Annotated in this window: 13 protein-coding genes; 6 read left to right on the top strand and 7 right to left on the bottom strand. The window is 40.0% G+C overall.

Annotation, left to right across the window (positions count from 1 at the left end; all coding sequences use genetic code 11):
- Positions 1-41 precede the first annotated feature (41 nt).
- Complete coding sequence (locus tag NSS87_RS20610; RefSeq protein WP_339242456.1) at positions 42-518, bottom strand: DinB family protein; 477 nt, start codon at positions 516-518, stop codon at positions 42-44.
- Between the two features lie 183 nt (positions 519-701).
- On the opposite strand from NSS87_RS20610, the gene NSS87_RS20615 reads away from it, so the two are divergent.
- The 3 genes from NSS87_RS20615 to NSS87_RS20625 are packed head-to-tail and all read left to right on the top strand — an operon-like array spanning position 702 to position 5,538.
- On the top strand, positions 702-1,829 hold the full coding sequence (locus NSS87_RS20615) for a helix-turn-helix domain-containing protein (protein ID WP_156113153.1): 1,128 nt from the start codon (positions 702-704) through the stop codon (positions 1,827-1,829).
- Between the two features lie 41 nt (positions 1,830-1,870).
- The gene (locus NSS87_RS20620; RefSeq protein WP_339242459.1) at positions 1,871-3,712 is read left to right on the top strand and encodes an ABC transporter ATP-binding protein; all 1,842 of its coding nucleotides are present in this window, start codon (positions 1,871-1,873) and stop codon (positions 3,710-3,712) included.
- Entirely contained in the window at positions 3,709-5,538 is a 1,830-nt protein-coding gene (locus NSS87_RS20625) for an ABC transporter ATP-binding protein (RefSeq protein WP_339242461.1), read from the top strand. The genes NSS87_RS20620 and NSS87_RS20625 overlap by 4 nt, the downstream gene beginning before the upstream one ends.
- Positions 5,539-5,580: 42 nt before the next feature.
- Here NSS87_RS20625 and NSS87_RS20630 read toward each other — a convergent pair whose 3' ends face one another.
- Complete coding sequence (locus NSS87_RS20630; protein WP_339242463.1) at positions 5,581-6,516, bottom strand: LysR family transcriptional regulator; 936 nt, start codon at positions 6,514-6,516, stop codon at positions 5,581-5,583.
- Positions 6,517-6,672: 156 nt separating this feature from the next.
- Between NSS87_RS20630 and NSS87_RS20635 the strand changes: the two genes are divergently transcribed.
- Complete coding sequence (locus NSS87_RS20635) at positions 6,673-7,290, top strand: histidine phosphatase family protein (protein WP_339242465.1); 618 nt, start codon at positions 6,673-6,675, stop codon at positions 7,288-7,290.
- Between the two features lie 64 nt (positions 7,291-7,354).
- Here NSS87_RS20635 and NSS87_RS20640 read toward each other — a convergent pair whose 3' ends face one another.
- Positions 7,355-7,600, bottom strand: coding sequence for a hypothetical protein (locus tag NSS87_RS20640; RefSeq protein ID WP_042189863.1), 246 nt, complete (start codon positions 7,598-7,600; stop codon positions 7,355-7,357).
- Positions 7,601-7,738: 138 nt separating this feature from the next.
- Positions 7,739-8,290: a polymer-forming cytoskeletal protein gene (locus NSS87_RS20645; protein WP_042189865.1), complete on the bottom strand. Its 552-nt coding sequence runs from the start codon at positions 8,288-8,290 to the stop codon at positions 7,739-7,741.
- A 311-nt stretch (positions 8,291-8,601) separates the two neighbouring features.
- Here NSS87_RS20645 and NSS87_RS20650 point away from each other — a divergent pair, with 311 nt between their 5' ends.
- Positions 8,602-9,513 (top strand): LacI family DNA-binding transcriptional regulator, encoded by a 912-nt coding sequence (locus NSS87_RS20650; protein ID WP_076286597.1) that lies wholly within the window; start codon positions 8,602-8,604, stop codon positions 9,511-9,513.
- A 49-nt stretch (positions 9,514-9,562) separates the two neighbouring features.
- Complete coding sequence (locus NSS87_RS20655; protein ID WP_339242469.1) at positions 9,563-10,828, top strand: MFS transporter; 1,266 nt, start codon at positions 9,563-9,565, stop codon at positions 10,826-10,828.
- 23 nt (positions 10,829-10,851) lie between these two features.
- On the opposite strand, the gene NSS87_RS20660 is transcribed toward NSS87_RS20655, so the two are convergent.
- From NSS87_RS20660 to NSS87_RS20670, 3 genes are read right to left on the bottom strand one after another with little or no spacing between them, the layout of a single operon-like run.
- Positions 10,852-11,604, bottom strand: coding sequence for a hypothetical protein (locus NSS87_RS20660; protein ID WP_339242470.1), 753 nt, complete (start codon positions 11,602-11,604; stop codon positions 10,852-10,854).
- Positions 11,601-12,089, bottom strand: coding sequence for a GNAT family N-acetyltransferase (locus NSS87_RS20665; RefSeq protein WP_339242472.1), 489 nt, complete (start codon positions 12,087-12,089; stop codon positions 11,601-11,603). Before NSS87_RS20665 ends, NSS87_RS20660 begins: the two co-directional genes overlap by 4 nt.
- Before the next feature lie 14 nt (positions 12,090-12,103).
- Positions 12,104-13,135: an aminoglycoside phosphotransferase family protein gene (locus NSS87_RS20670; protein WP_339242474.1), complete on the bottom strand. Its 1,032-nt coding sequence runs from the start codon at positions 13,133-13,135 to the stop codon at positions 12,104-12,106.
- Positions 13,136-13,147: the final 12 nt, after the last annotated feature.

Consider the following 13,147-nt stretch of genomic DNA (forward strand, 5'->3'; position numbering starts at 1 on the left):
GAATACCTCCTTGACCTTAGACTTTTATCTACTAAAGATCTCTAAAGACTTTTATCAGCAAATCGATTTAATAGTTTGATTGTATTAAAATGCATCCCTTCATGGTAAAGCGTGAAATTTATGAATTCTCCGATTGTATTTAAGGTTAATCCACTTCCGGTTGTAAGCGGTGTTGCTTGCTCACTTAAGCGATTGTGCATTGCTTCCTGAATACGTTTGGGTTGCTCCGAAAGCATCTTAATTAACACTTCAAGTGTTGGTGGTTTCTCGCTCCACTCTGCAGGTTTAGTACCTTTTGCAAATAATCGTTCAAAGCTTTCCGGCAATTGCATAAGCTCCCTAGCGGAATGAAAAGCGAACTTCTCTTGCACCAAATAAATATGTCCCAAGTTCCATCTAATGTTGTTATTAAAGCCCTGTGGAATGATATCTAGTATTTCCTCGGAAAGTTCTTCAACTGCACGAACAGTAACACTACGTACAAATTCAATTTGTTTGAACACGATTTGCTCCATCATAGCCCCTCCTATTTTTTATCCATAGTTTACCATGCACGACAACCGAATCCCAGCAGTTAGTACGAATTGTAAAATATCCCTTTACAAAAGAAAGCGAATGGTTTATTTTAACATTAAGTAATGATTAAATATTACTTGTATTATCCCAACATTTAAATTCTATAACAAGAAATATCGGAGGTTATGATGGAAGATAACATGAAAGATACCTTACTATCGAACATAAAATTTGCATATAACGAAGCTTTGGAATTCATTGTTTCTATGGGAATGATTGCTTGTGAAGAGCAGTTGCTTAAGGCAGCAGAGGATTACAAACTTGAAATGGACCCACAAGTGTTGTCTTATCATAAAGATGCACGAGCACGGTTGTCACCTCACTCCTACCGAGAACTTCAGTTTTTTTTCCAGTACAACTTTTTTCATAAAGCACTCGATTTTGCTTTCTATGAATCCATTTGTACCTGTCCAGAACCACAAACAGCTGAAGCATGGATAAATCGACTGGAAAAGAGTCCTGCAGAAAAGGTAGTCGCTGAAATGGTATATGGTGTGTATTACGATAAATTAGATGAGTTGCTAGAAGGAAACGATTGGGAAATCGTCAAGAAGGATACCCGCTTAATGGCTGAGCTTGTGGCAAGAACAAAACCACAGCTGGATGTGATTGAAGCGCAGGGGCCATTACTAGAGTGTCTTGCTTATCCCGAAGAAACTAAGCTGCGTTATATGCAGCTTTTAAACCAGTTCTACAAGGATGTCTTTTCACTTTGGAAAGAGGAGTTAAAAAGGGAGTCTGAACAAGCCTCTCAGCGTTATGAAGGTCTGTTCCTAGCGAATCCTGAAAGATTCATTCGTGATATCAACAAAAATGAACCTGCAGTTTATGATGTTCCCACTACTTTTCATGTCAGCTTCTTCTCACAAGTTGGCAATCATGTTCTCTTCTTTTACGCAGGAAGTTCCCGTATCGCATGGGTTATATTCGGCATTTTTAATGACCATGTATTCGGACCGGCTGCTGATCGAGAGAAAACTGAACTTTTTTTAAAAGCATTCTCGGATAAACGACGTTTAGACTTCTTGCTGCTCTTAAGGAATCGCCCTCACTATGGACAAGAAATTGCATCAGCACTTGGCATAACGCCCGCGGCAGTAACTTATCATGCCAACTTCCTATTCTTTTTAGACCTTATCGAACTAAAAAGAACCGACCATCGATTATATTACCATCTTCGAATGGATAAATTGAGAGAATTACTTGCCGTCACCACAAAAGTAATGCTCGATGAGGAACCTCCTATCTTTTAAGTGAACCACAGCAATTAAAACCATAGTGGGGAGGGTCTAAATTGAATGGATCTACAAACATAGGAGCAGACTCGATCAAAAAATCCAAAGTAGTTTCTAACACTTTTATGCGTTTACTGAAACTTGGAAAACCCTATTTAGGCTGGTACCTCATATTATGTCTCTTAGCTGCCGTCGTTTCCCTTGCAACAGTTGGTATAGCCGAATCTTTACGACGTATAATCAACGCTGCTACGAATCAGAACATGTCCTTTTTAATGTCTGGTGCTATCTTTGCTCTAATAATCGTTATTGTAGATGCTTTAGCCAGCTTCTTATTGACTTACTTATCAGGTGTGCTTGAATTCAAGTCGACCTCCAAGCTTCAGGTATCACTGCTAGCTAGATTATTAAACGTACAGATGAAAGATTTGGATCGTTATCATTCTGGTGATCTCATTAGTCGTATCAATGATTCTGCCCCAGCTGCTCAGCAAGGTATCAATCAGAAGACCATTGAACTATTCAGTAATCTGATGCAAATTACATTTCTCCTAACTTATCTGCTCTCACTCCAATATGTCTTAACGCTCGGAACTATATTGATTTGCTCGCTTGTTCCACTTGTGATGATTCCCTTCACTTCCCGCCTACGTTCCATGCACGAGCAAAGACAGCAAATTGAAACCGCTCAACAAATGTTTATTCAAGATACGGTACAGGGTGCTGAGGTTGTGCGTGCCTTCTCCCTTGCACCTAAGCTGCATAATCAATTTACACAACGTGTTAGGCAATATTTCAACATTCATTTACCTGTCACACGCTTAGAAGCTGTGGGCTATAATATGCCCTTTGCCGTTATTCTTAGTGGATTGCTATATGTTCTCTCCTACGGCGGATATCTAGTTATCCAAGGGAGATTGGATGTGGGAGCAGTGGCGGCATTTCTGATTTGTTTCGAGCAAATTACAAACCCTGTATCAAAGCTGGCTAATCTATGGACAGAATTACAAGCCTCGCTGGCGCAAGGTAAACGATTGTTTGAAGTCATTGATTTACCAGAAGAAGACGCAAGCCGTGAATGTAATCAGGAAGATTCTCATAAAGAAATGCCGATGAATAACAACCAAGCAATTAGTGGCTTGTACCCTATCACCTTTGAGAATGTAGGTTTTCATTATGGTAATCATCAAGTATTAACTAACGTTAATCTAACCATAGAACCAGGTAAAGTAACTGCGTTTGCCGGTCCTAGTGGCAGTGGAAAAAGCACCCTCCTTCAATTAATACTCGCAACCTATGAACCTAATGAAGGGGTCATCCAATCTGGTAAGTTGCCGTTAAGCAGCATTCCCCCTCGGTCTTGGCGTAATCATTTGGCTTATGTTTCTCAAGAGCCTTATCTGTTCACTGGAACTCTATATGAAAATATTGCATGGGGAAGACCTGACGCAACCTATGAAGAAATTATTAAAGCAGCAAAAAGTGCGGGGATACATGAATTTATTATGAGAACCCCCCTTCAATATCAGACTTCCATTGGGGAACGGGGCCATACCTTATCTGGCGGTGAAAGGCAGCGGCTATCTATTGCCAGAGCGTTTGTCCGAGCGCCTAAGCTTCTCCTTCTTGATGAACCCACAGCTGCACTTGATAGCCATAATGAGGAGATTGTCGGCCAGGCCCTGCAAGAACTCATGCATGATCGTACAACGGTTGTTATCGCACATAGATTATCTACCATCAGAAATGCAGATCACATTTATTATATGGAAGCGGGTTCTATTGTTGAAGCTGGGACTCATCTGGAGTTAATGACTTTACAAGGACGGTATTACAATATGGTTGAGACCTCAATGAAGAAGGCTGATATTTCTGCTCTGGTCAGGGAGGTAGAGATATGAATGAGATGGAATCCAAGAATCTTAAACTGGGGTATGCTCTGCGTAGATTAATCTCTTACGCTAGCCCTTATCGAATTGGATTTATTGTGGCTGTACTCCTGCTCTCTGCTAAACTCGTAATGGACATAGGATTTGCAGCCATTCAGCAAGTATTTATTGATACGATCAACAACGCCAATATGGATGCATTAACACGTATAACTGTAATCTGTGCCATTGCATGTGTCATCATTATCTGCTGTCTTATGGTGCAGCATTACTTCCGTTTTGTTATGCAAAGTCGGATGGCTTGGGATATTCGTGCGAAGCTGTTTGACAAAAGTCACCGACTTCCATTTCGTTACCTTCAGTCCTTGCATTCAGGTGATTTGACTTCGCGTAACACTAAGGATGCAGGGATGGCCATGGGGATGATAAACAGCATCGTATACGATCTAGGCTATAATCTACTTCTCTGTTTCATTTCCTTTCTATATTTGGCTAAAATGGATGTCTGGATCGCCCTGTTAGCTCTTGGATCAGGCCCCCTTGTTTTTCTTTCCGGACGTTTCTTTGATCGCAGATTACGAAAATTATCTACTCAAATATATGCAAAAGAGGCGGAATTGCGAGGAATCTTACAAGAAACGCTTCAAGGAATGAAGGTCGTCAGAGCCTTTTCGCTTGAAGAAACTCTCTTAAATAAATATGCGTTAGAACGTGAGAAGTTAAGAAGAATGCAGCTGCGAAAATCGCTTCTAAATGGTCTCTTATGGCAATCTTCTGCCTTTATCAACAATCTCGTAATGGTGACATGCGCCGCTTTAATTGCGTTATCAGCTCTAAGTGGCGGAACATCAGCAGGTGAAGTACTCGCTTTTATTATTTTGATGGGTAGGGTTCAATGGCCTTTTGTCCATATGTCTCAAACATGGGGAGGTGTCCAGGAGGCTTTAGGTGCAGCTGACCGCGTATTCGCTATACTTGATGCACCTGATGAAGGAGCTACTCATCCTTTGCCAGAATCCAGCTCATCAACATTTGCTTCCGTAGAGGTCGCTGCATTACAAATAGAGGATGTCCACTACAACTATTCGGGTAAACCGGATAATGAAGCCTCCCTATTTACAGGGCTTAATATTCATATACAACATGGAGAAACTATCGCGGTAGTCGGGCCAAGCGGGTCAGGGAAGACGACGCTCGTTCGATTATGTAATGGACTTTATGAGCCTACTTCAGGAAGCATCACGGTTTATGGAAAGTCTGTACATGATCAGCTTGAAGAAGCACGAGCAATGATTACTTATGTTCCCCAAACCCCTTATTTGTTCTCAGGAACTATACGAGATAATATCGCCTTCAGTACTAATACAGCTAGCGAAGAGGATATTCGAGAAGCCGCTCGGCTCGCAGGTGCAGAAGAGTTTATTACGAAGATGCCCCATGGTTATGACACTATTCTAGGTGAACATGGATCGACTTTATCTGGTGGACAAAGACAACGCATAGCCATTGCCAGAGCTTTTCTTCGTGATGCTCCACTCCTTCTTCTAGATGAAGCAACTTCCGCACTCGATAACGAATCTGAGCGAATGATTCAGCAATCGCTTGATTTGTTAATGAAGAATCGAACCACATTGGTTATTGCACACAGACTATCCACCATACGTGAAGCATCTAGAATTATCGTGTTAAATCAGGGTTCGATTGTTGAGGAAGGTACACATGATTCCTTATTAGAAATGAATGGGCTATACTCACAATTATATAACATTCAATTTAAATCTTCTGAAGCAGAAGACATTAGTGCACCTGAGTTGCTTCAATTACATTCCAACCTTTGATCTCAGTTCAATGCATACATCGTAATTCATAAGTTATTTTAATTAAGGTGTATGCGTTGGAACCGAGTATAAATTATCCGCTTCTTTTAATTTTTTCATGACGAGCTTAATAAATGACTGGATATAGCTTTCTTGAAGCTCTTTCTTTCTGTGGCTCATCCATATCGAATGCTTAGAGACTACATTTTCCACTTCGACCTTGGCTAACATACCCTGATCAAGATAAGGCTTTGCTAACAACGCAGATACAAAACTAATCCCATAACCGGCAATCACGGCTTGAATAACCTCATTTACTCCATTAAATTGCAGTTCGATCTTCGGTTGTTGTACCTTTCTTTCTTCACATAATTGTACAATTCTCTCTCTGGCTGCACTACCTTCCTCCCTCATAATAAATGCCTCAGCCATCACTTCCTCAAAGCTAACCTCCTGCTTGGCTAAAGAATGATTTGAAGAAACTACGAACACATACTCGTCCTTGTACAACTCCCGATGTTCGAACACCCCTGTATGATGAGAAGGAAACGCCATATCACTATAAATCGCCACGTCTGCTTCAAAGTTATTTAATTGTTCCATGACTTCATGAGAATTAGCAGTAGAGATCTGAATTTTAACCTCCGGAAAAGATTGTTTGTATAATGATGCCCACCGGGGGATGAGTATGCTTGTGGCCAGGTAATTACCTGCAATCCGAATATGGCCCGCAGGAAATTTATGATAATCCTCAATAATCTGCTGTATCTGTTCACCCATAGCAAATAACTTTTCAAGTGGTTCGATCAGTTTTCTCCCAATCGGTGTTAGCACCATTCTCTTTCCTATGACCTCTAATAATACGATATTATTCTCCCGTTCAAATTTGCGGATCTGCGCTGATATAGCGGGTTGACTGATGTGCAAACGTTTAGAGGCTTTGGTCACACTCCCTGTTATTGCAACATAATAAAACAATTTTAATACATGATAGTTCATCCTGATTTCTTCCTAACTATATAAAATAAAATCATTGTTTAACGGACCTTCGGCTTTCTTACTATAACTATACATTATGGATATTAACTATTATATATTGTTTATTTATAATTATTTATCTTATACTTACAACTATTCAAAAGGGAGGTTTCGTTAATGAAAGAGACAGTATTATTTTTAACCCGTCACGGGCAGACCGAATGGAATTTGCAGAAAAGAATGCAAGGACATCAAAATTCAGCGTTAACAACCTTGGGTGAACAGCAAGCGGAATGGTTGAGAGAACGTTTGGAAGGTGAGAATTTAGGAGCCATTTATTCTAGTACTAGTCCAAGAGCATTGCATACTGCGCAGATTTTACGAGGAAATCGGAGTTTACCGATTCAACAGCAAGCTTCATTAATGGAAATTAACATGGGCATTTGGGAAGGAATGAACACAGATCAGATTGAACAAGAATATCCATTACAGTACAATCATTTTTTCACCAGACCTGATCTTTTTATTCCTCTAGCCCCAGGTGAGACCTATAGTCAGCTTGAACAAAGAGTAACGCCGACTATTGAGCGTATCATTAACGATAATGAAGGACATGAGGTACTTATTGTCACGCATCGGATGACCCTGAAAGTAATTATGGCTCATTTTCTCAATAAATCATTGCAGGAATTAGGGGAACTACCGGATATTCTCTCTACAGCATTGTGTAAAGTAACCCTAACTGACAACAATACAACCATCGATCTGTACGGCGATACTTCACATTATCAATGAATCCTTCTCAAAAATAAAAAAGGAAACTCCGATTTAAATGGGGTTCCCTTTTTAGACTTGAATTTTAAATTTCCACACTTTTGATTGTAAAGCTGCGGACCTTCATCCATTTCCCTGAAATAAATTCGTCAATTGTTTTCGTCTTCGGTCTAACACAAAAACGATGCTTGCTCCCTTTATCAAAACCAACCGCTTCAAAAATCAGGCCGTCACCTATTTGCTCCTTAAAGAACACTTGCTTAAGTCCCAATCTATTTAACATTTCAAGCTTTACACTTTCGATATATGTGCGTGAATACTCCTTAGACATATGTGTTCCTCCTAGTAGTGGTAGTAATATTATAAGTTCAATATTAAGAAAATCAACTGAAGATCACATAATCACAAAAAGAAAAAAGCCAACCCATAGTCTATGGATTGGCTTCTACTGTATAAGTTGATTACGAAATTATTTAACTTCTGTTGTTCCAGTCACTTTTCCATCAATAACAGCTGATGTTTTCAGATCTTCGCTTGCGAAATAGAGGTTACCATCAATAGTGGCGGTTTCAGGCAGAGTAAAGCCTTTCGCTTCTACATAAACATCGCCTTTAATCGTTCCGCCTTCAACTTTCAAATTCTCACTTTGTACTGTAAACTTTGGTACGGTTAGTGTATAAGTAGCAGTGATCTTGTGATCAGCATCTTGCGAATAAAGGGCAATCTTACGGTAGATGTCGCCATCTGCGGCTCCTTTATTACGGAATTCTCCAGCTACAACAACCTCATCAGGAATCGTTACATCATTTAGAATCGCAACAATCCAGTTTCCATCTTTGCTAACAGCCTTAGTAAATGCATCTGCTTGATTCACAATCGAAGCTGTAGTGACAGCATCTGTCTGCTCAGCAGCCGGAGCTGAAGTTGCCGCCGAATTGTTTGCTTTATCCTCATTTGCTCCACAACCTGCCAATACTGCTACCGAAACCCCAGCCACTAAAATCATTTTAAATAGTCTCATTTTCGATTCCCCCTAATTTTGATTATGAATTAATTATATATTAAAATTCTTAATAATTAAGTGAATAATTTCACAAATTTGTGTCAGTATCTAAAGCGGTTTCACAGCGCGCTCTCTTCCCGATTAAGATTCGTTCCCATGAGCCACACCTCTTCTCGCTGACTGATTTAGCTTCTTATATCTATTTACCCAAATTATAAAAATGAACACAAGCATCATTTGCTTCTTGGTATAAAGTCAATCGTTGACTCTTTTCAAGTGTTAATGATAATATTTGGAAATAAATATCTCAGCAAGGGAGAAGTTTACTGGTGAAAAAGACTACAATGAAAGACATCGCGCTACAAGCTAATGTCTCCGTTGCGACTGTAAGCTATGTTCTGAACCGCGTCGATAACCAAACCATTCCTGAGAAGACCCGCAATCAAATTCTGTCACTTGCCGAAGAACTTCATTACATTCCTAATCTAGCAGCCCGTTCGCTTGCCAATAAAAAAACGGGATTAGTAGGGGTACTTGTCCATAATTCTGCTTATATGCCACCTTGGAAACTCTATGCCCAATTCACATTTATTCGTGCTTTGGAACAGCGTTTAACGGATGCCGGATATCATACGCTGCTATATTCTCTTGGTACTGACCATCCTTCTCTGAATATCATCGTTGAAAGAAAGCTCGAAGCCGTCTTTCTGATCGATGTGCACGATGAATCCTTCTATTCGATTTCCAAACATTTTGTAGAAGGTATCCCCTTGATTTTGATCGACAGCATGATTGAAGATAAGCTGTTTAAGCAAGTTCTTTACAATTATCGTTCAGCTCTACGGAAGGTAATGCCGGAGGATCTTTCACAGGTTTGTTTAATTATGGAGAGCTTCAATAACTCCCTGCTCACTAACTTTATCCAAGATAGTCTTCCTTTACCTGAGAAAGCAATATTCAAAGTTCAAAATATGGAAGAATTGAATACAATCTTATCGGAGGGGATCTACAAAGAGGCCATAGTTATTAATGAGTTTATCGGAAGTTGTGTTGAAAAATCCGGGGTATTCGCACGTCTTTCTGTTCTATGTACCTGTAATTGCCCAGAAATGCTTGGAGAAGACGTTCAGAAATTCATATTCACTGGGGATAAATCAGCCACTGCTTTTGAACTAATGCAGGAGTTATTACATCGTCCTGACTACTCCAAACAAGAGAATAATCGTTATTTTGTTGATTAATTTTTTTTCGATATTCACTTAAGCGTTTAAGTCGAGAGGAGATTTACCCATGACAGATCCTGTATTAGCAAAACATGCATCCACCACCGCTCAATCCTATCCAACCCTTTGGGGAAACCGGAGATTTATGCTGCTACTCAGCTCCTATTCCATTTCTTTGTTTGGAAATACCTTTCACAGCATTGCTTTAAGTTTATGGGTACTTCAGACGACCGGAAGCGCTAAAATGATTGCCATTATTACGATAATCAATCTATTGCTCAGTTCTTTACTCGGATCGATAGGAGGCACACTCGCAGACAGGATCAATCGTAGAACCATTATGTTAATCACTGATTTGATAAGCTGCGGTCTAGCAGTTACGCTTGCTCTGACCATTTCCATGTCTTCTACATCATTCATTATCGTGGCCATATTAACGGGACTTACGACAGTCTCAGCATTATTCCAATCCCCTGCGTATCAAGCTTCAATTACCACTGTAGTTGGAAAAGAACATGTGCAAAAAGCAGTCGGGATTCTGAACCTGTCGGAGAACATCTGTAGGACGATTGGGTATTCGGCTGGAGGTATTTTTGTAGCAAGTTTTGGAGCGGCAGATGCCATATTATTTGATGGAGCTACATTTTTCGTTTCCTTTCTACTAGTTCTTGCTGTCCGCTCCCTTCCACTCCCAAACCGAGTGAATACCGGACCTAAAGAAGAAAGAAAATTCACACAGGATCTTGCGGATGGCGTTCGTTATATTTGGAAATACCCCTTCGCCCGAGCAATAATCATCATGCTTCCTACGCTCACTTTGTTCTTTATGCCTTCACTGATGCTAACGCAAGTTATGGCCGTCAAAGTATGGAATTCTAGTCCCTTTCAGTTTGGACTCATGGAAGCCTGTATTCCACTAGGTTATATGATTGGTTCCAGCATGATCTTGTTTCTCGGCTCCAAATTAAAGAATCGCGGCTTCTTTATCATGACTGGACTGCTATGTCTGGGTCCCCTGTACCTCCTGCTATCGTTCGTCACTACTGCTGCCTTAGCCATTCCCATCATTCTTCTTATTGGCTTTATGTTCTCATTCTGTACATTGCTGATAAATACCATCCTCAGGCTGGAAGTTTCGGAGGATATACAAGGTAGAGTCTTCGGTGTACTTGGGTCCATTATGAGTGTAGCACCCTCACTTGGTCTTACAGCCGTTTCATTCCTGTCCGATCACTTCAGTCCAGCCCCTGTCATGGGTTCCATCGGAGTCCTGCTACTACTATTTGCTTTATTAACCTTGACCAAGTTAAAGGTGATTCGAAATTATAAGTAATTTCAGAACATATCTTATGACCGTTATCGCCCGTTTTTCCTAATAACGCGCCTATTATGAAGCTCGATCAGTAATTGAACAACTATAATGATCAATAGAAAGATTCCCACGACACCTGTTAAAAATGGATAAATTAGAGGGAAAAATACACTTGGATAGCTTTTAGTAATATCCGAATAGTAGCCCATACCCATAAGTGATGTACCCGAGAACTCGATAAGCTTCACCCCTAGATGATTGTCACTTCTTTGAGCATAACTCAGCACCTTTTCTTCTATACTGCCATCATGTGAGATCGTGTTTATTTTCCATTTTCTCTTTTCCATCGGCTGACTATCATCTGTAAGTCTTTGGACTATATTAATTTCTTTCTCGCCAGTCTTTCGATCCGTAACAGTGAGAATATCTATCCATGAGAAATATCTGCTTCCTCGTTCCCGATTAGACAACCATATTTCATCAGGAGTTGAGATTTTTTGACCATTTAATAAAAACTGAACTTTCACAATATCTCCAGGCGGGACACTCTCCTCTTCATCCCAAAGGGTCAATTCTGCTTTCCTGCCTGTATTTTCTTCCTGGATCTTAATATGCTTATCATCAACCGTTAGTTCTTGAACGTTTAACGTATTATACCCTTTCTCAGCATGGTTGATCTCATAACGCTGATTGATTTGATCTGAAATCATATACTCACGGATATAGTTGAACAACGGGCTGAAAGAAATCGCTAGCAAGAAAAATGAAATCACCGATAAATAAATTATTTTTTTCATAATGAATCCTTGTGAGCGATCGTCAGCTTGAAATTTTGTCTTGAGCCACCTTCGAGGCCATTTGGAACCCCATCCTGCATAGGGAAGAAACCAAACTTCTGATAAAATCTTCTAGCAGGTTGGCCCTCTGGATGATCCTCACCAAAAGTAGTAACGAATATCTCTGCTGGGGTTTCGATACTTTCGATAATATAGTTAAGAAGGGCTGTCGCGACACCCTTATTTCTCTCTATGGCTGAAACAGATAACCAACCAATCTTGTAATTAGGGGCATTGGATGAAGAGAATAACACAGCTCCAAGTAATCTTGAACCTGGCGAACCATTGTTTTCTCGTACACAAAAAGCGCTTTGTCGCCTGATATTTTTTTCTAATGCTAGAGTGAAATTCGGATCATTTACCATCGGCCCAAAAAGGGACTCCACCTCTGCCGCTAGCTCCAGCCATCCTCTTATATCCTCCATAGTAGCTTTTACTACATTCATATATAAGTTCTCCTTTAGTAGTCTTGGTTACACCATTCGATACACTGAGGAATAAAGTTATCATAGTCATTTAAAGCAGTGATTGTATTTATTACTTCACGGGTTCCAAGTTCTCGCTCTGTATCATCCGTACTCTCTATTCCAAGTGACCGTCTGATATTATAAGCTAACCATTCTAGCTTCCCATGAAAACCATAGTTGAGCACATCGGACCAGTTAGCATAAATCTCGCCGCCATGATCGCGGTATGCATTAATAAGCGTGCAGAAAGCATCTTTGCTTACACTTCCCGATTCAAAGCCTGACCAATAAAGTGCTACATCTATTAACTCTTGGGTTGGATGGATAGGTCCTGCTGCTTCCCAGTCAATAATAATGGGTATCTGATGCTCATCCCATAGTACATTTTTTTGATCTAAATCCCGATGGCTGATCACCATATGATTCAATAATTGTTCCGCTGAAGAATCTACAAGTTGTTCCCAATGATTTATTTGGTTCAGGTTATCTAATAGCAAGCTAGACCATTCCAAACCATCCTGTTTTGCTGTTAGTGCATATTCATTCCAACAAACAGTGGATGTATTTACTGCCTCAAGATTTCCATTAGGATGATGATTAAGAAGTGTAGCGAAATCGATCTTATGAATTTTAGCAAGGTTTTCGCCAATCTTTTTACAACACCCTATATTAATACCTCCTGATGGCAATGCCTTACCTTCGACCCATGGAAATAATAAATAGAATTGACCCTCGAATTCATGCATAAAACTATCTTTGGATACGATGGCCGGTACTGCATTTATCCCATTTTGATAAGCCATATTTGCAACCTTTTCAGAAAGAGTATAGTTGTACATAGCAGTATCCCGCTGCATAATTTGAGGATTTAAAGCTTTCACTGCATAGAGCGCTTTGTCCGTTTGTAGACGATACATTCTGTGTAGAAGACCACCTGTTACCTGTTCTGGTTCATTTTTCAAATGACCTAACTCGTATTTTGCACATAGCATTTCGAAATTTAAGTTATAATTCAGATTTCCCATGTTATGTATCCC

Source organism: Paenibacillus sp. FSL F4-0243, from assembly GCF_037963295.1.
GTDB lineage: Bacteria > Bacillota > Bacilli > Paenibacillales > Paenibacillaceae > Paenibacillus_AQ.

What these genes read in the sequence shown, in the direction of transcription:
- NSS87_RS20640 (WP_042189863.1), bottom strand. Translation starts at nt 7,600, where the DNA reads ATGTCTAAGGAGTATTCACGCACATATATCGAAAGTGTAAAGCTTGAA.
- NSS87_RS20670 (WP_339242474.1), bottom strand. Translation starts at nt 13,135, where the DNA reads ATGGGAAATCTGAATTATAACTTAAATTTCGAAATGCTATGTGCAAAA.
- NSS87_RS20610 (WP_339242456.1), bottom strand. Translation starts at nt 518, where the DNA reads ATGATGGAGCAAATCGTGTTCAAACAAATTGAATTTGTACGTAGTGTT.
- NSS87_RS20655 (WP_339242469.1), top strand. Translation starts at nt 9,563, where the DNA reads ATGACAGATCCTGTATTAGCAAAACATGCATCCACCACCGCTCAATCC.
- NSS87_RS20615 (WP_156113153.1), top strand. Translation starts at nt 702, where the DNA reads ATGATGGAAGATAACATGAAAGATACCTTACTATCGAACATAAAATTT.
- NSS87_RS20645 (WP_042189865.1), bottom strand. Translation starts at nt 8,290, where the DNA reads ATGAGACTATTTAAAATGATTTTAGTGGCTGGGGTTTCGGTAGCAGTA.
- NSS87_RS20630 (WP_339242463.1), bottom strand. Translation starts at nt 6,516, where the DNA reads ATGAACTATCATGTATTAAAATTGTTTTATTATGTTGCAATAACAGGG.
- NSS87_RS20660 (WP_339242470.1), bottom strand. Translation starts at nt 11,604, where the DNA reads ATGAAAAAAATAATTTATTTATCGGTGATTTCATTTTTCTTGCTAGCG.
- NSS87_RS20635 (WP_339242465.1), top strand. Translation starts at nt 6,673, where the DNA reads ATGAAAGAGACAGTATTATTTTTAACCCGTCACGGGCAGACCGAATGG.
- NSS87_RS20625 (WP_339242461.1), top strand. Translation starts at nt 3,709, where the DNA reads ATGAATGAGATGGAATCCAAGAATCTTAAACTGGGGTATGCTCTGCGT.
- NSS87_RS20665 (WP_339242472.1), bottom strand. Translation starts at nt 12,089, where the DNA reads ATGAATGTAGTAAAAGCTACTATGGAGGATATAAGAGGATGGCTGGAG.